17 protein-coding genes are annotated in these 18,773 nt (G+C 29.9%); 14 read left to right on the forward strand and 3 right to left on the reverse strand.

The annotated features are described in order from the left end of the window. Positions 1 to 8 precede the first annotated feature (8 nt). The 12 genes from KHA98_RS10430 (at position 9) to KHA98_RS10485 (ending at position 14,249) form a co-directional block, all read left to right on the forward strand. A complete protein-coding gene (locus KHA98_RS10430; protein WP_213257877.1) occupies positions 9 to 464 on the forward strand; it encodes an adenylyltransferase/cytidyltransferase family protein in 456 nt (151 codons plus the stop codon). After that, on the forward strand, positions 461 to 1,189 hold the full coding sequence (locus tag KHA98_RS10435) for an SDR family NAD(P)-dependent oxidoreductase (protein ID WP_213257878.1): 729 nt from the start codon (positions 461 to 463) through the stop codon (positions 1,187 to 1,189). The genes KHA98_RS10430 and KHA98_RS10435 overlap by 4 nt, the downstream gene beginning before the upstream one ends. Before the next feature lie 16 nt (positions 1,190 to 1,205). Then, the gene (locus tag KHA98_RS10440; protein ID WP_213257879.1) at positions 1,206 to 2,468 is read left to right on the forward strand and encodes an oligosaccharide flippase family protein; all 1,263 of its coding nucleotides are present in this window, start codon (positions 1,206 to 1,208) and stop codon (positions 2,466 to 2,468) included. Further along, a complete protein-coding gene (locus tag KHA98_RS10445) occupies positions 2,452 to 3,645 on the forward strand; it encodes a CDP-glycerol glycerophosphotransferase family protein (RefSeq protein ID WP_213257880.1) in 1,194 nt (397 codons plus the stop codon). Before KHA98_RS10440 ends, KHA98_RS10445 begins: the two co-directional genes overlap by 17 nt. Before the next feature lie 43 nt (positions 3,646 to 3,688). Next, positions 3,689 to 4,897: a glycosyltransferase family 4 protein gene (locus KHA98_RS10450; protein WP_213257881.1), complete on the forward strand. Its 1,209-nt coding sequence runs from the start codon at positions 3,689 to 3,691 to the stop codon at positions 4,895 to 4,897. 52 nt (positions 4,898 to 4,949) lie between these two features. Further along, positions 4,950 to 6,101, forward strand: coding sequence for an EpsG family protein (locus KHA98_RS10455; protein ID WP_213257882.1), 1,152 nt, complete (start codon positions 4,950 to 4,952; stop codon positions 6,099 to 6,101). Next, positions 6,094 to 6,981 carry a glycosyltransferase family 2 protein gene (locus tag KHA98_RS10460; protein WP_213257883.1) on the forward strand — a complete coding sequence of 296 codons (888 nt, stop codon included), beginning with the start codon at positions 6,094 to 6,096 and terminating at the stop codon, positions 6,979 to 6,981. Before KHA98_RS10455 ends, KHA98_RS10460 begins: the two co-directional genes overlap by 8 nt. Before the next feature lie 362 nt (positions 6,982 to 7,343). Beyond that, complete coding sequence (locus KHA98_RS10465; RefSeq protein ID WP_213257884.1) at positions 7,344 to 8,435, forward strand: glycosyltransferase family 4 protein; 1,092 nt, start codon at positions 7,344 to 7,346, stop codon at positions 8,433 to 8,435. A 2-nt stretch (positions 8,436 to 8,437) separates the two neighbouring features. Further along, positions 8,438 to 9,538, forward strand: a complete 1,101-nt coding sequence (locus tag KHA98_RS10470) for a DUF1972 domain-containing protein (protein WP_317192575.1) — start codon at positions 8,438 to 8,440, stop codon at positions 9,536 to 9,538. 12 nt (positions 9,539 to 9,550) lie between these two features. Beyond that, positions 9,551 to 10,969, forward strand: coding sequence for an undecaprenyl-phosphate glucose phosphotransferase (locus tag KHA98_RS10475; protein ID WP_213257885.1), 1,419 nt, complete (start codon positions 9,551 to 9,553; stop codon positions 10,967 to 10,969). Between the two features lie 102 nt (positions 10,970 to 11,071). Continuing rightward, positions 11,072 to 11,863: a polysaccharide biosynthesis/export family protein gene (locus KHA98_RS10480; RefSeq protein ID WP_379731735.1), complete on the forward strand. Its 792-nt coding sequence runs from the start codon at positions 11,072 to 11,074 to the stop codon at positions 11,861 to 11,863. A 7-nt stretch (positions 11,864 to 11,870) separates the two neighbouring features. Further along, on the forward strand, positions 11,871 to 14,249 hold the full coding sequence (locus KHA98_RS10485; RefSeq protein ID WP_213257886.1) for a GumC family protein: 2,379 nt from the start codon (positions 11,871 to 11,873) through the stop codon (positions 14,247 to 14,249). Positions 14,250 to 14,317: 68 nt separating this feature from the next. On the opposite strand, the gene KHA98_RS10490 is transcribed toward KHA98_RS10485, so the two are convergent. Next, entirely contained in the window at positions 14,318 to 15,061 is a 744-nt protein-coding gene (locus tag KHA98_RS10490) for a tyrosine-protein phosphatase (protein ID WP_213257887.1), read from the reverse strand. A 129-nt stretch (positions 15,062 to 15,190) separates the two neighbouring features. Between KHA98_RS10490 and KHA98_RS10495 the strand changes: the two genes are divergently transcribed. Then, on the forward strand, positions 15,191 to 16,381 hold the full coding sequence (locus KHA98_RS10495; RefSeq protein ID WP_213257888.1) for a DUF5009 domain-containing protein: 1,191 nt from the start codon (positions 15,191 to 15,193) through the stop codon (positions 16,379 to 16,381). A gap of 73 nt (positions 16,382 to 16,454) precedes the next feature. On the opposite strand, the gene KHA98_RS10500 is transcribed toward KHA98_RS10495, so the two are convergent. Beyond that, the gene (locus tag KHA98_RS10500) at positions 16,455 to 16,856 is read right to left on the reverse strand and encodes a hypothetical protein (RefSeq protein ID WP_213257889.1); all 402 of its coding nucleotides are present in this window, start codon (positions 16,854 to 16,856) and stop codon (positions 16,455 to 16,457) included. Positions 16,857 to 16,861: 5 nt separating this feature from the next. Next, complete coding sequence (locus tag KHA98_RS10505) at positions 16,862 to 17,431, reverse strand: hypothetical protein (RefSeq protein WP_246522288.1); 570 nt, start codon at positions 17,429 to 17,431, stop codon at positions 16,862 to 16,864. Positions 17,432 to 17,581: 150 nt separating this feature from the next. Here KHA98_RS10505 and KHA98_RS10510 point away from each other — a divergent pair, with 150 nt between their 5' ends. Further along, on the forward strand, positions 17,582 to 18,766 hold the full coding sequence (locus KHA98_RS10510) for a BamA/TamA family outer membrane protein (RefSeq protein WP_246522289.1): 1,185 nt from the start codon (positions 17,582 to 17,584) through the stop codon (positions 18,764 to 18,766). Positions 18,767 to 18,773: the final 7 nt, after the last annotated feature.

Raw genomic sequence — 18,773 nt, forward strand, 5'->3', positions numbered from 1 at the left:
TATTTGTAATGTCAAAAAGAAAAATTATTTATACTTCCGGAACATTTGATATGTTTCATTCTAATCATTTAAAAATGATTAAATATGCCAAAGGATTAGGTGATACATTAATTGTTGGAGTAAGTACCGATGAATTGGTTTGTTCTTATAAAAAAGCACCAATTATTCCATTTGAAGAACGTCTGGCAATTTTAGAGTCATTAAAATATCCTGACATAGTAATTCCGCAAAGATCATTGGATCATACAGAATTAGTAAAAAATCTTAATATTGATTCATTTGTAGTAGGTGATGACTGGGTTGGAAAGTATGATTATTTGAGAGAATTCGGTATTGAAGTTTTTTATTTCCCTTATGGAGATGGTATTTCTTCTTCGAAGCTAAAAGAAGAGATTTTTCATAAATATAAAGAATTGAAGAATGTGAGTGATAAACATTCAAATCCGGAAATTATATTAAAATGAAAACAGCATTCATAACAGGAGGAACCAAAGGTATCGGTAAGTCTGTTGGTAAACGTTTACTGGAAGAGGAATGGGATATAATTCTAACTTATTTTTCTGATGAAGAAATCGCAAAAGATTTACAAACCAATCTACAATCTTTATACCCAAAGTCAAAAATTGAAGTTTTAAGGATTGATTGTGGAGATCTAAATTCGATAAATATCATTGAAAATTATCTTATTAAAAATAATATTTATTTAGATGCAATTCTGTTTAATGCTGGTGCGACTGACAGATCTGTTTTTTCTGAAATTTCTGTTGAAAATTGGCAACGTGTTTTTGATGTAAACGTAAATTTTCCAACTTTTTTATTACAAAAAATAATGTCAAGGCTTAAAAATGAATCAAGCATTACTTTTACAGGTTCATTGATGGGATTTCATCCACATTCCTTATCACTGTCTTATGGTGTAACAAAGGCTGCAGTACATGCGCTAGTAAAAAATTTGGTTAAGGTCTTTTCTACTCAAAAAATTAGAATAAATGCAGTTGCGCCTGGATTTGTAGATACTGAATGGCAAAAAGCAAAGCCAAAAGAACAAAAAATAAGTATAAATAAAAAGATTGCCTTAGAGCGTTTTTGCGAACCATCAGAGTTAGCAGATGCATATTGGTTCTTAATTAACAACAGTTACATAAATGGAGAAATCCTTGTTGTAGATGGCGGATATGTCATGTCTTAATTTATAGAATAATATCATGTTTTTAAAAAAGATAAATTTAAAATCTTCCTTAATATCTAATTTTTTCTCTTTGGTAATGTTGCAAGGAGCTAATTATATATTTCCACTATTAACGATTCCTTTTTTGTTTCGAACTTTAGGCGTTGATACATTTGGTTTAATAAGTTTTGCTTCAGCATTTGCACAGTATTTTGTGATTTTAACAGATTTTGGATTTAATTTATCTGGAGTTCAGTTTATTTCTGCAAATAGAGATAATAAAGATTTGCGTGATACATTTTTTGTAAATGTCATAATCTCTCAGTTATTATTGTTTTTTTTAGGTTTAATCATATTACTCTCAGTGCTTTTTATTTTTGATAAGTTTAATCAGGATAAATGGGTTTATTTATTGTCATACCTCACTGTATTTGGTACAGTACTTTTACCAACTTGGTTTTTTCAGGGAATGGAGCAAATGAAATATATAACCAAAATTAATATTGTAACAAGAACCCTGGCAATTATTCCTGTTTTTTTTCTGGTAAAATCTGACGGAGATTATTTATTGGTACCTTTTTTTTACGGATTAGGATCCGTGGCCTCGGGAATTATTGCCCTTTATATAGCCAAAGCCCGTTTTGAAGTGAATTTTTGTTTTGCAAAAGCTTCGTTTAAAGGGATTAAAAAGTGTTTAAAAGATAGTTCAAACTTCTTTGTATCTAGACTTTCAGTTTCTTTATATACAGTAAGTAACACTTTTGTTTTGGGGCTAGTTGCTGGTAATATTGCTGTCGGCTATTATGCTGCGGCTGAAAAACTTTATATGGCAATACAAAGTATGTATGGCCCCTTAAATAATGCTCTTTATCCTTATATGGTTAAAAATAGAAATATTGATGTATTCAAAAAAGTATTTGGATTTGTTGTAATTGTTAATTGTATTGCTTTGCCAATATGTATTTGGCAAGTTGATTTTATAATGCATTTAATTTATAAAAATGTTGCCGTTGAAAGCATAAAAATATTTAAAATTCTTTTAGGAGTCTGTTTGATTTCTGTCCCTTCAATTTTATTAGGCTATCCTCTTTTAGGAGCATTTGGCCATACTCGTTATACTAATTTTACAGTTATTATAGCCTCTGTTTTTCATGTAATAATATTGACTTTATTGATTGTTTTTAATGGCATTACGGTATATTCTGTAGCTTGTTTAGTTATGTTAACAGAATTATTAGTCTTGGGACTTCGATTAAAAGGAGTTTATAAAAGAATATTGAGTGATGAAAATAATAATTAAAATAATGCTTTATTATTTTAAAGCATTAATTCACAAAATTATTAGCTTATTACCTCGAAATAGAAAAGTATGGCTATATGGAGGAGTTGAAGGAAAATTCGTGGACAATAGTAAACATTTATTTATTTATGCCAACTCAAACATACATGGAATAAAACATGTATGGATTACTTCATCAAAAGATGAATTGAATTTTTTAAAAGTAAAAGGTTTTTTATGTTTTTATAGAAATTCAATATCTGGAATTTATTATGGACTATGTGCTAAAGTGTATATTTATTCGTCAGATATTAGAGATGTAACACATTTATCTTTGTCTAGTGGGGCATTCCTTTTTAATTTATGGCATGGAACACCGCTAAAAAAAATTGGTAGAGATAATTATTTGCACGAGATGTACAAGATTGAAAATTCATTAGAACGAATTTTCGTTAAACGCAATGTATTAAAATATATAGAATCAGATGCTGTTTTATGTCCTGTTGAATTTTTTAAAAAATCTTTTATTACAGCATTTGGTTTAAAAGATGAATCTAATTTATGTTTTGCTCCTTATCCACGCACTTTACCTTTATATTTTAGTGAATTACAACTAAATCAACATATTGATCGCTTTGAATCTCCTGAACTAAAAGCTTTTGTTGAACATTGTAAATTATATTCTAAAGTTTGGATTTATATGCCTACATGGCGAGAACATAACCCTAATTTTATTAAAGAAGCAATTAAAGATATTGATGAATTAAATGAGATTTGTTTAAAAAAAGGAATTCTTTTTATAATGAAATTGCATCCTAATTCAAATGTAGATTTTTTAATATCTAAATATTCAAATGTTATTTTGTTAAGTAATAAGATTGATATTTACCCCCTTTTACCTTATACGACTACACTTTTAACAGATTATTCTTCTGTTTTTATTGACTATTATATTCTCAAAAAAGAAGTTGTTTTTTATCCTTTCGATTTGTTGGATTATAAGGCTCATAGTAGAGAGATGTATTTTGAGTATGAAGAATTAGCAAAAGGTAAAAAAATATACAATTTTAATGAATTGCTTAATTATTTGAATTCAGATGATGAGGTTCACATTCAGATAGATGTTAATATGTTTTGCCCACAAGTAGACTGGAAAATTGAAGATATTGAAAAGTATATATTAAGTAGAATAAATTAATTATTGCGATTCAATTTAAATAATAAATTTAATACTCATAACAATGACATTATTAATATACTGTGATGAATATCCTCCTGCGAGAAGTGGTGGAATTGGTAGTGTAACTAAAATTGTAGCAGAAGATTTAGTAAATAAAGGACATAACGTTATTGTTGTTGGTTCATATGAATATGGAAATAAATTGCCATATTTTTCTGTAGATCATGGAGTGAAAATTTATAGATTAACTCATTTTAAATTTTTGCGTTTTTTTCCTTCTCTTATGCATCGTTTGGTTAAAGCAGTTTTTAGAAAAACTTTTATTTTAAGCCAAATTGCCAAATTTGATTTTATTAAAACGGAGGGCATTATAGAGAAAATTATCAAGAATGAAAAAATCGAATGTTTTGAATTACCTGACTACATTCACTTACTTAGTGAAATTAAGGGAATAGTACGATTTAAAAATTTTAAAGTTCCCACGACCTTAAGAATTCACGGTTCAGTTTCTTTTTTAGGGATTAACCGCGGGACAATTAAAAAAAATCAACTTAAAAATGACATTGCACATTTTGGCAGAACCCAGAATCAAACTGCAGTAAGCGACTTTTCAAAACAATTTGTTATCGATCATTTAAATCAAGTTGAAAAATTAATCACTGTTGTGCATAATCCCGTTGAATTTAAGTTGATAAAAGAAAAACCAGATTTTATTAGAAGAAGTAAAACTATACTTTTTTACGGCAAAATAATTAAAACAAAAGGTGCATTTCAAGTGATTAATGCGTTTAATGTTATTGGTAACTTATACCTAGATTGGGAACTATTGTTAATTGGTGGTGGAGAAATTGAAAAGGCAAAATCACTTCTACAACCTAGTTTGCAAAATCGAGTAAAATTTACAGGTTATCTGGATAGAGGGCAGGTTGTAAAAGCAATAGATGACTCTGCTTTTTGTCTTATTCCGAGTCAGTTTGAAAATTTTAGTATGGCACCATTAGAAGTTATGGCTAGAGGAAAGGCATTAATTTACACTAGCGCGACTTCAGGACCAGAAATCATTAGAACAGGTTATAATGGCATACTTGTAGATCCATATAATTTGGAAGAAATTGTAGAAAATACAAAGAAACTTATTGAGAATGAATCTTACACAGAAGAACTGGCTCTTAATGGGTATTCAGCTGTGGCAAATAATTTTACAACCGAAATAATTTCAAAAAAATTAATTTCACATTATACGTCACTTAAGAATACAAAAATTAATTGATATTATTTTGATTAATTATAGATACTCTCAATCTTTTTAGATTTTGGTAATAATGTTAGAAACTTATACTTACATATTTTACACGATTTTTCTTCTATTTTGTGTTTTTTTTTCCCATAAATTAAAAGCAGGTAGAAAGACGTTTAATAATAATTCAGATATTGTCTTTACACAATTTGATGTATATTTTTTAATTCTAATTTATACTTTAGTTGTTGGTTTAAGATATAATGTAGGGTTCGATTACTCGGGATATACCAGATGGTTCAAAGAGCTTAAAAGCACTGGGTATTTCCCTGTAGATAATGATTTTGGTTTTGTTTGGCTAAATAAATTCCTTGTAAATTTTGGATTCGAAAGCTATTCACTATTTATAATCATTGCTTTTTTGCAATTTTTTTTTCTTTTATTATTTCTTAAAAGATTGTCTTTATTACGCTCGTGGTATTTTTATTTTTATTTTACGAGTTTATTTTTCTTTGTTAGCATGAATGCGATGAGGCAAACCTTGGCGTTTCTAATTTTTGCATATTGTATTCAAATTTTTTATGAAAAAAAATATTGCAAAACATTTTTCATCGCTCTTTTTGCTTTATCTATCCATAAAACTGCAATTATGGTATTTATTTTACTTCCATTTTTGAATTTTGAATGGTTTAAGAGTGTAAAAATTCAAATTGGGTTATTATTTTTATCAGTTTTTGTACTACCTACTTTTTTTGCTGTATTACTGAATTATGTATCACCTATTATCAATCTATTAGGTTACGGTTATTATATTGAAAACCTGGATTACATGAAGGAAATTACTGATGAAAATAAAGTCGGAGATGGTTTGTCCATATTTCTTTTCTTTTTTATTGATTTGTTTATAATTATTTTTTATAACAGATTGAAATACAGATTTATGAATTACAATTTTATTAAATTTTACAATTTATATTTCATAGGATTAATCTTGTCAAGAATTTTTGCAGATAATTTTATTTTAGCTAGAATTGCGGATTATTTTATTTTTTTTAGAGTTGTAATTCTTTCATTTTTAATGTGTTATGTTTTTGTAGTTTCTTCGAAAACTGTGGAAAGATTAATAAAACCAATAGCTATTATTATTTGTTTAGGTATGTTGTTGTTTTATTATAAAGCGATATATAATAATGCAGCTGGTATAGCTCCATTTCAATTTTATTTTGATCATGATTAAGTATAGTATTATAGTTTGTAGTTACAACAGATTTAATTTTTTAAGCGAAACTATTTCTTCTATTCTAGATGTTTTAAAAGAGCGTAGTGATTTTGAATTACTGATTATTGATAATAATTCATCAGATGAAACACCATCTTTAAAAGAAAAGTATTCAAAAAATAGCAATGTAAAATATTTTTTTGAGACTCAACAAGGACTTTCTTACTCCAGAAATAGAGGAATGACGGAATCTTCAGGAAATATTTTGGTTTATCTTGATGATGATATTGAAATTGTGGATGACTATTTTACATTTTGTGATGAAATATTCCTGAATGATCATATCTCGATAAGTGGCGGCAAGGTTATTCCTTATAAGGTTAATGTTCCCATATGGTTACCTCAAAAATATTATTTTTTAGTCAGCGTATATGATCTTGGTAATGATCCGAAAGAGGTAAAATATTTGATGGGTGGTAATTTTGCAATTCGACGAAATGCAGCTCTAAAAATCGGTTTCTATGATACAGCTTTAGGTAGAAATGGAAAAAAACTTGCTGGAGGGGAGGAGATTGATTATCAAAATAGAGCTGTTAAATTAGGGTATAAAATGTATTATAGCCCAAAACAAAATATTCTTCATAAAATCAATGAAAAGTTAAATATGGTTTATGTTTTATCATATGCCAGAGAATTAGGAATTTCAGAAAGAATTATTGATCAGTCAACTTCAATTACCAAAGTTTCAAAAAAAATATTTAAATCATATTTAGCAATACTGGGCTCAAATCTATTTAAGCATTTTTTGAGAGATGAAAAGAGAATAACTTATTTAAGAATTATAAATGAATATGGAAAGGGATATCTCAGGAAAAAAGAAAATGTCAATCGGAATTAATACCCAAGGGTAATTTATGGATGTTGTTTTTCCCAAAGATCAGTTTCATGTTTTGGCAGCAAAAATACTTATATGCAATACATGATTTAATTTATATTTCACATCCTCAACTTCAATCGAAAGGATTTATTTTAAAACTTTGAAGTATCAGACTACATTCCAAATCTTATCATTATAGCTTCTTTTTTTTAATCTCATTTTGGGTAATTAAAATGCAAACAAGTTGAAGTTCTTTCTCGCTTTTTTGTCTCAAAAGTTAAAACGAGACAAGAATTTGAGATCACTACATTGAATGAAACTATTAATAAATAATTCTAACCTGATATCTGTAAATATTTTTATCCCAATTACTTTAAAAAAACATGAAAATAAGAATCATAGTAGACGCACACATATTTGATCATTCCTTTCAGGGTACCGCAACTTATATACATGGGCTCTATACCACACTTGTTGAGAATGAACATGTTGAAATTACGTTGGCAGCACACAATATTAACCATTTACGGACTATATTTACGGATTCTCGTTTTAAATTCGTTTCGCTGAAATCGAGCTCATCTTACAAACGTCTTTTATTTGAGTATCCAAAACTTATTAAGGAAGGAAAGTATGATTATGCACATTTTCAATATGTAGTTCCTTTTTTTAAACATACACGTTTTATTAATACCATACACGACGTCCTGTTTCTGAAGTTTAAAGATTTTTTTCCGTGGAGTTACCGCGTGTCTAGAGGTATTTTTTTTCGGTTTTCAGCCAAACGGTCTGATGTCATTCTTACTGTGTCCAATTACTCTCGCAAACACATTGCACATGATTTTAAAATTAAAGAAACATTAATTCATGTAACACCTAATGCCGTAAATTCTTTACCTATCACTACAAGTGAGATTAAGACCAAGTTTGGTATTAGACCTTATCTTCTTTTTGTAAGCCGTTTTGAGCCGCGGAAAAATCATATAGGCTTACTTAATTGTTATCTTTCTTTAAAGCTGTATGAACAAGGACTCGACTTGGTATTTATCGGCAGTAAAAAAGAACAGATTGAAATTGAAGCTTACTATGAAGTAATAGAAATGATTCCGCAAGAAGTTAAAGGTTTTATTCACTTTTATGAAGGATTAGATCATAATACACTTAGCTCTTTTTATAAAGAAGCAACTTGTTTCGTGTTCCCCTCTTTCGCTGAAGGATTTGGGATACCTCCAATAGAAGCAGCACTGGCTGGTTGCAAGGTTCTTTGTTCCAACCTAACGTCAATGTCTGATTTTTCGTTTTTCAAATACCTCTTTAATCCCCATGAAGACGGTGAAATGGAAGAGCAATTAATGAGGGCGCTGAATGATGAGTATTACCCATTTGAAACTATAAAAGAACAAGTGCAACTAGCGTATAATTGGAAAAAGATATCCGAAGATTACTTCAAGATTCTGGAAGAAAATAAAAAATGAAAATGAAAATGAAAATCGCAATTATAGGAACAAGAGGTATTCCTAACAATTATGGAGGTTTTGAACAATGTGCTGAATATCTTGCCGCAGGGTTGGTAAAAAGAGGTTTTGAAGTTATTGTTTATAATTCTCATAATCATCCTTATAAAGAAAAAGAATGGAACGGTGTTCAAATTGTGCACTGTTATGATCCTGAAGATAAGTTAGGAACCGTAGGTCAGTTTATTTACGATCTAAATTGTATTGTAGATGTTAGAAAACGTAATTGTGATATCATTTTGCAATTAGGTTATACCAGTAGCTCAGTTTGGGGATGGTTGATGCCTAAAAAAGCCATAGTAACAACCAATATGGATGGATTGGAATGGAAAAGGACAAAGTATTCAAACTGGGTTAAAAAATTTCTTCGCTATGCAGAGTCACTTGGAGTAAAATATAGTGATTATCTTATTTCAGATTCCATAGGCATTCAGAAATATTTGAAAAATAAATATGAAGTTGACTCTACTTACATTGCTTATGGAGCAACAGTTTTTGAAAATCATGATAGCAGTGTATTGAAAGACTTTAAGCTAGAATCTCAAAAGTACGATATGCTTATAGCACGATTAGAACCGGAAAATAGTATAGAAATTATTTTAGATGGCGTACTGATAGCAAATCTTCCTCGTCCATTTTTAGTAATAGGAAATTGTGAAACACCTTACGGGAATTATTTAATCGAAAAATATAAGGAATGCAAACAAATTCAGTTTGTGGGAAGTATTTACGATATTAATATTCTGAATAATCTACGATACTATTCTAATATTTATTTTCATGGACATACAGTTGGAGGTACTAATCCGTCACTGCTTGAAGCTATGGCATCTAATAGTTTGATTTGTGCAAACGACAATGATTTCAATCGATCTGTTTTAGAAAATGATGCTATTTATTTCAATGACAACAGCGAAGTAGCAAAACACTTGGTTTCTTTAAATTATGAGGATAGTAAATTTCAGTCGATGTTATTTGAAAATAAAAAGAAAATTTTGAATGTGTTTGATTGGGAGATTATAATTGATCAATATGCAAGACATTTTAATGACATAAAAAAATAGTTAAAAATTGTTATGAAAATTTTACAAAAACTATCGGATTATAGTTTTTCCCGATATTTCCAGATTCTATTTATTCTTCTGGATATGATTTTGCTAAACACAGCGATACTTATCTCAGTGTTGTTCAAGTTTGAAAGTCTTAACAGACTTTTTTTAAAAGAAACACAGACGATTTCTTTATTAGCAAATTTAGTCTGGCTAGGTCTTCTTTTGTATAAGGATTCTTACAGGATCATAAGAGTGGAGACTATCGAATCGATTCTAAAAAGAACGATGGAGAAATTTGTCATTCACGCAGCTATTGTAGCAATTTTTGTGGTTTTTTTAAAGTATTCAGATATTTCCAGACTTCAGTTATTTTACTTTTATCTGTTTTTCTTTTTACTACTGATGATCTCACGTTCTTTTTCGATGATTGCTTTAAAATATATCAGAACTAAAGGATATAATTTTAGGAATATTATAATTGTCGGAGCCAATGATACAGGCAAAAGTATGCGTAAAACACTGGCTAAAAACTTAACATACGGTTATCGGTTTTTAGGCTTCTTTGATGAGAAACAAGATGTATCAGATTCAGTTTCCGTAAATATTTTAGGTGGATTTGATGATATTCAAAATTTTATCAGCACTCAACATGTAGATGAAATGTATGTTGCCCTACATATTGATAATGTTGATATTATAAATAAGCTTATTCGCATATGTGAACATCATATGGTTCGAATAAAGTTTATTCCTGATTTTCATTTGTACACAAAGTCCAACAAGGTTGAGATTTCTTTTTATGAGAATACACCGGTATTAATGTCTATAAGAGAGCCTTTGGAGAATACTGCAAATCGATTATTGAAAAAGTTCTTTGATGTTTGTTTTTCTATAATGGTTATCTTTTTAATATTCCCATGGCTATTTCCTATCATTATTGCAATTATAAAAATAGAATCACCCGGACCAGTATTTTTTAAACAAGAAAGATCGGGAAGAGATAATAAAGCATTCGCATGTTATAAATTCAGAAGCATGTATGTAAATAATTCTTCAGATCGTATTCAGGCGCAAAAAGGAGATAGCCGTATAACGAGATTTGGTGCTTTTATGCGAAAAACCAGTATTGACGAATTACCACAGTTTTTTAATGTGTTTTTAGGTAACATGTCGGTAGTAGGGCCACGCCCGCATATGTTATACCACACCAAAGAATATACAGAACTAATCAATAGTTATTTAGTTCGTCATTATGCAAAACCAGGTATTACGGGTTGGGCGCAGGTTAATGGTTATCGCGGCGAAACCAAAAAACTTATGGATATGGAGAACAGGGTAGAATTTGATATTTGGTATATAGAAAACTGGAGTTTACTATTAGATATCAAAATAATCTTTAAAACAGTCTTTAATATTTTTCAGGGAGAAAAAAATGCTTACTAGTTTTCTTCTTTTTTCGTAATCAAAATCTTTTACAATTTTTCAATATTCTGTAAAACAACGTTTTGTTTTTACGGATACATTCAACTTTAAAATTTAATTCCAATGAAATACCACTTTACTTTTTATGTAAAAGCATCATGTTTTTTAGCTTTTATGTTTATGTTTTTTTCTTGTGCTTCAAAAAAAAATGTAGTTTATTATCAAAACATTGATACTTTAAAAAATAGTCAAAATACAAATTCTTATGAAGTTAAAATTCAGCCCGATGATTTGTTAATGATTATTGTTTCGGCAGAAGATCAAGAAGCTGCATCTCCTTTTAATCTCAAGACTTATAGTCCCTCGACAAATAGTAAATTAGACGCTGCTCGCGGTCAGGAAACAGTTCAGTCTTATCTTGTAGATCAAAATGGAGAGATTGATTTCCCAGTATTGGGAAAAATAAAGATTGGAGGATTAACCCGTACTAATGCTTTACAATTATTGCAGACTAAAATTGGTGTTTATGTCAAAAGTCCCATTATTAATCTTCGCATAACAAATTTCAAAATTTCATTACAAGGAGAAGTTAACTTGCCCGGGACTTATTCAATTAATTCTGAAAGAGTGACACTTGTTGAAGCTTTAAGTATGGCAAAAGATTTAACGATTTATGGCAAACGAAATAATATTTTGATTATTAGAGAAGTCAATGGAGAGAAATCATTTAATAGAGTAGATATCACCAAATCAGATTTTATTAATTCACCATTCTATTATTTAGCTCAAAACGATGTAGTTTATGTTGAACCCAATAAAACAAGAGTAAATTCTTCGGCGGTTGGGCCAAATACTTCAGTAATTATATCTGCGGTTTCTATTTTAGTGTCGCTTTCTGTTCTAATCTTTAAATAAAATAAAAATGAAAAAACAAGATTTTTATAATGATGTTATTGATGATGAAATCGAAGAGATTACTATTAGAGAACAATTAGATAAATATATAGTTCATTGGCGTTGGTTTTTAATAGCTATGACAATAGGTATTGGTTTGGCATTTTTGTATTTACATTGTACGACACCGAGCTATGAAGCCTCAACATCTATTTTAGTTAAGGATGAGAAAAAAGGAGGAATGCTTTCTGAATTATCTGCTTTTACCGATTTAGGGTTTGGTGCAGGAATAAGTACAAATGTTGATAATGAAATCGAAATATTAAAGTCGAGAACTTTAGCAGAGAGTACGATTGAAAAATTAAATTTTAATGTTTCTTTATTTGTTAAAGGAAATGTTGTAGATAATGATGTTTACGAAGTGAGTCCAATAAAAGTGACCTTTATAAACAAATCGGTTTTGTTTAAAGAATCTAAAATTGCTTTAAACTGCAAACTTTTGACTCCACTTACGTTTTCATTAGAAATTGAAGGAGAAGAAAAAGAAAATTTTGTTTTGTCTTCGCAAAAAGATTTTAAATATGGTGAGCGAATCCCAACTAAGATTGGAACATTAGTTATTGAAAAAACGGCATTTTATGAAAAAAATCATACAGATCGATTTGAATCAATACTTATCGAAATATCTCCATTAGATGATGTTACGGACGCTTTTCGAAAAAGAATGAAAGTAGAACCCATAAACAAAACAAGTAGTGTGGTCAATATTTCAATATCAAATCCGGTAGCTAAAAAAGCGGAAGTTTTTTTAGATAATATGGTTGAAATCTACAATGAAAATGCTGTAGAAGATAAAAACTCTATTTCTGAAACTACTTCTAAATTTATTGCAAATCGATTATCATTAATTACTCAGGAACTTGATGGTGTAGAACAAAATGCTGAAAGCTTTAAAAAAACAAATCAACTTACAGATATTGATTCTGATGCTAAGCTTTTTACACAAGGTTCAACAGAATATGATAAAAAAGGAGTAGAAACAGAAATTCAGTTGAATGTAGTTAATTCACTACTGGATTTTATAAAAAAAAGCACCAACTCTGATTTATTGCCTACAAATATGATAGCGGATAAAGGAGATACAGGTGGATTAATTTCGTCTTATAATCAGTTAGTTTTAGATCGCAACAGGATTTTGAAATCGGCAACAGAAGAAAATCCGGCTGTATTAAAATTAGATCAGCAAATAGGGGCATTAAAATCAAATGTTGGAGCAAGTTTGAGTCGTATGCAGGCTAATTTGGAGATTCAGAGTCGTGACATTAAAAGCCAGGAGCGTGTTTTGAGTAATAAAATCGGTAAAATTCCGGTTCAGGAGCGCCAGTTTAGAGTGATTGCAAGACAGCAAAAGGTTAAAGAAGAATTATATCTTTATTTATTACAAAAAAGAGAAGAAACGGCTATTTCATTATCGGCAACAGAACCTAATGCCCGAGTTATTGATACTGCTAAAGCAGAAAAAAATCCAATTACTCCAAAAGGGAAAATTATTTATTTAGCGGGAATGTTATTGGGGTTATTAGTCCCTTTTGGAATTATATATTTAGATGATTTACTCGATACGAAGATTAAGAGTAAATTAGATTTAGAAGGAAAAACACAAATTCCTTTTATTGGTGATGTGCCAACTTCTAATAATATTAATGAATTAATTAAGTCTGAAAGCCGAACTAGTTCTGCCGAAGCAATTCGCATTGTTAGAACCAATCTCGAATTTATGCTAAATAAAGTTCCTGATGGTATTGCCAAAACTATTTTTATAACATCAACTTTTCCTTCAGAAGGAAAGACTTTTGTATCAACAAATCTTGCCGCCACTTTTGCCTTATCAGGAAAAAGAGTATTGTTAATAGGTGCTGATATCAGAAACCCAAAGTTTGACGAGTATATCAATGTGCCAAGTTTAGGTTTAACTAATTATCTGTCATCAACAGATAAAAATATACAAGACTATATCATCAAGCATGAAGAGTACAAGAATTTCTATATTTTGCCATCAGGTATAATTCCGCCAAATCCTGCAGAACTATTAATGAGCAATAAAGTCGAAGAACTGTTTACAGATCTTAAAAAAGAATATGATTATATTATAGTTGATACATCACCAATTAGTTTGGTTACAGATACTTTAATAATCGCTAAAAATGCTGATACTTTTGTATATGTAATGCGTGCAAACGTATTAGAAAAACGTATGCTGTCTATTGCAAATACTTATTATAAAGAGAAGAGATTACCTAATATGTGTATCGTTCTCAATGATACTGATTGTACAAAAGGACATGGCTATGGTTATGGTGTAAAAGAACCAGAAAAGCCTTGGTATAAAAAGATTATCTCAAAATAAATGAGTTTGATTTAAGTGAAAAACGGTTCAATTTGAGCCGTTTTTTTATTTCTGAAACTTCTAACAGATTAAAATTTAAAGAATTGATTATTTGATATAGTTTCTTTTAAGACTATAGTAGTTGCATTATCAATTTTTACTTTTTGATGAAGTGAATTAATGTGATTATTATGATGTACATCTGTTCCAACAAAATTATACATTCCTTTTTTTAGAAGTTGTTCTGCAACTTTAGTGATTTCGGTACCATAATATCCTACTGTAGCAAGCAGATTGAGTTGAAACAGACAGCCTGCTTTTTTCAATTTGTCATATTCATTAAAGTTTTTGTGATAAAACAAATATCGTTCAGGATGTGCCAGAACAGGAATATATCCTGCAACCTGCAATTCAAAAAGAATTTTATATAGTTGAATTGGTGCATTCATATAAGACATTTCAACTAGCACATAATTATCTTTTAGAGCTAGTAATTTTTCATCTTTAAAATGATTTTCAAACCAATCATCCATAAAATATTCAGCAGCTGCCCTAAAAGGAATTTTACAATTATTATCTTCCATTAAAAGTTTTGTTTCTTTTTGTTTTTCGATAATAATTTCAGGAGAATTATTCCATATATAATGACTAATATGTGGAGTAGTCGTAATTTGTGAAACTCCTATTTTTTCTAAAGACTTTACAAGTTTCAAGGTGTCAGAAAAATTTCGTGCCCCGTCATCTATTCCGGGGATTAAATGTGAATGAATATCAACATAATTTCCTCCCAGAAGATCTTTTAAGAATGGCTTTGATTTTAAAAATGATAACATTTTGCAAAAATAACGAATAGATTGTAAAAGTTTTAGAGTCAAACGTGTCAATGTCAAATTTATTTTAGAAATAAAAATGGAGTTTCAACTATTATTTTATATTTGTTGCTATCATTTATCCAATTATTTATGAAAATAAAAGAGAATTTATATAGTAAAAGAATTATTTCGATTGACGCTTTGCGCGGGATTACCATTTTTGTAATGATATTTGTAAATGAACTGGCTAGTGTTAAAAATGTCCCGCAATGGATGAAACATATGCCAGCTGATGCCGATGCGATGACTTTTGTAGATTTAGTTTTTCCTTCTTTTTTATTTATCGTTGGAATGTCAATTCCATTTGCTTTTAATGCAAGATTGTTAAAGGGAGATAGTCCAAAAACGATTTGGACTCATACTTTAAAAAGAGCATTAGCATTAGTAATAATTGGAGTTTTTATGGTGAATGCAGAATATGGTTATGATGCTTCAAAAATGCTGATTGCGCCTGCATTCTGGGGACTTTTAGCTTATGCAATGCCAATACCAATCTGGAATAAATATCCGAAAGATTTTCCGGTTTGGTTAAAATGGATACTTCAGTACGGCGCTATTTTAGTTTTGATACTGCTTTATTTTGTATATATTCAGGATACCGGCGAAAGGGGAATGACACCAAAATGGTGGGGCATTTTGGGCTTAATCGGTTGGGCCTATTTTTTTACAGTGGTATATTATTGGTTGGTTTCGGGAAAATTGTGGGCAATGATTGCTTTTCTGGTTTTTTGTGTTGCCGCAAATTCAATTAACCTGATTGAAGGGAATGTACTTCATGAACTTCCAGCATTCAATTTTATTGCCGGACATTTAACACATGCTGCATTAGTAAGTGCAGGAGTAATTATTTCATTATTATTTTTTGACCGAAAAACAGCAACTAAGATTAATTGGCCTGTAATTGGATTTGCAGTTTTGTTTTTTGCTGTAGGTTGTATACTTCGACCTTACTTCGGAATTTCAAAAATAAAAGGAACACCATCCTGGACTATGTTTTCTGCTGCTATTTGTACCGTATTATTTTACTTTTTGTATTGGTTAATGGAAATTAAAAAGCAAACAAAATGGAGTGAGTTTTTTATGCCGGCAGCTGCAAACCCGTTATTGATTTATATTTTACCGGGCGTTATCTATTACTTCAATTTGGCTTTTAATATTCATATTATTCCAGATTATTTCCGAGAAGGAACTCCGGGAATTATTTGGTCGTTAGTTTTTTCGACCATAATGTTGTTAGTAATGAAAATTTGCAATAAGTATAAAATTCAATTGCATTTATAAAAAAAAGTTTCAGGTTTCAGGTTTCAAGTTCACTTAGCAGAAAACTTGAAACTTGAAATCTGAAACAAATAACTTATCGAATCCTTCTAAAAGCTATCGGGCCATTTCTGCCTTTATTATCTTTAAAAGTTCCTTCAAGCGTATTTCCGTCTTCAGATAAAACCAAAGTATGTGTTCCGGCAGTTGCCCAGCCTTCAATAGGTAAAGTGACGTTTACAGAATAAGTAATCGTATTTGCGGTTCTTTTTCCCGTTCCGCTTTCCACAAATTTTTGGCCTTTCCATTCCAGATAATGAGAGAAAATTATTTTTCCATTATGTTCTGAAATAATTGCAACAGCATTTTGAACACCAGAATTAATATCTTCCCAAACCCCATTAATATCAATTTTTTGAGAGGTTGATTTATTTTGGCTATAGCCGAAATTGAAAAATGATGCAGTAATAAAAAGTAAAAGAAAAAGTCTTGTTTTCATATTAGTTAATTTTGAATTTTAACAGATTTGATTTCTAATATTGATCCCGAAATTGGTTTGTAGTTCACAAAATTGAATTTGCATAAATTATGTATGTTCAGAAGTTTTACGTCTGATAATCCGTCTTGTCTGAAGTTTTTCCATGGAATTTTTAAAGTAATAAATCTTTTAGGAGATGCTGGTAAATCTGCCATAGGGTGAGAGCCTCCATGCACGCAGCCCGTTCCTTCTGCATTTCCTTCGCGTGCTTGTAATTTTATAAGCTGAGTAGATTTGTAAATAATAGTCACAAAACCAGAATTATCAGATAAATTTTTCGGAATTCCTTCATTTGTTTCTGACGGGATTATAGTAACATTTAATTCAATTTCTCCCGTTGGAAAATCCTTGGAAGTCACGCGAACAATTCCTTCTTTTTGCCGAACAGTATTTATTGTTTCCTGATTTTCTCTGACTGGTCCTGCAATAAACCAAGTATTTGATTTAACAAGATCAATTGATTCTAAAGGAAGCTTGTTACTATGATTGGAAGTTAAAAAGATAGTTGCAATAGATAGAAAAAACAGCCGAATCATAATTAAATATAGGTTTAATAAATCAATAGTATTTCTCTCAAAGATACTTTTTCTCAGTATTAAATTTTCTTTCTGTAATTCTTTTTAAAAAGATGCTATTGTCTCAATAAAATTTTAAATTTGTGAGAATACATTCTTAAAGTCTTTTTAATGAATAGTTTAAAAATAAAATTTATCTTAATTGTACTTTTTATTTCACCATTTTGTCATTCGCAAAATGATAGTATTTCTGTGGAAAGCAAGGATATTTTAGATGTCATTCATAAAATCTTTAAAAAGAATGATACCATTAATGAGCGAAAGGATAGAAAACTAGCTTTCTCTTTACTACCAGTCCCAGTTGGTGCAAATAATTCAAATGGACTTGTCGTTTCATTTCTAACCACCTTTTATCTGGGCGAAGATCACGAAACAACAAATATGTCGCAGGTTTCTTTTTCTCCTTATTTTAGTTTTAGTAATCAGTATGTATTTCCAATTCAGTCTTATATTTATACAAAAGATAATAAATGGAATTTTATTGGAGATTATCGTTATTTAATTTATCCACAGCTTACTTATGGTTTGGGAGATCATAATTCAAAAGAAGAAATGTCGACTTTAGATTATAAACAATGGCGTTTTTATCAATTTATTACTCGGAAAGTCGTTGGCAATTACCGATTGGGAGTTGGTTTTCTTTTTGATAATTACACCAATATTTCTGAAGAATCATATATTGATGAAGAAACCGATTACGTAAAATACATGAATGGAGATTTTTCAGATGAAACTTCATTTGGGTTTGCTTTGCAGGGTTTGTATGATTCCAGAAAAAATATTGTAAATCCAGAGGAAGGATTATATGTCGAAGCCGATTTAAGAATAAACACAAGCGGCGTAAATGGCGATAAATGGCAGTCTTTATATTTTGATGCCCGAAAATATCATTCTTTTAGTAAATATAAACATCGGGTTTGGGCATCAAGGGCTTTTTATTGGTCTACTTTTGGCGGTAAACCCCATTATCTTGATTTGCCAAGTATTGGCTGGGATCGTGACGGAAAAACGGGAAGAGGTTTTACCAAAAACAGATATAGAAGTAATGCATTGATTTATTTTGAAACGGAATATCGTACCGATATTACGCGAAATGGTTTTTTTGGAGCCGTTTTTTTTACCAATGTTTCATCTGTTTCAAAGTTAGATACTTATAAATTTGATAAATGGCATCCCGCAGTTGGAACCGGAATACGAATTAAATGGAACAAAAAAAACAACAGCAATTTGGCACTGGATTACGGAATAAGTAAAAACGATTGGTCTTTACGATTGGGATTAACAGAAAATTTCTAACTTCCCC

The organism is Flavobacterium branchiicola, assembly GCF_018383905.1.
In the GTDB taxonomy this organism is placed as follows: Bacteria; Bacteroidota; Bacteroidia; order Flavobacteriales; family Flavobacteriaceae; genus Flavobacterium; species Flavobacterium branchiicola.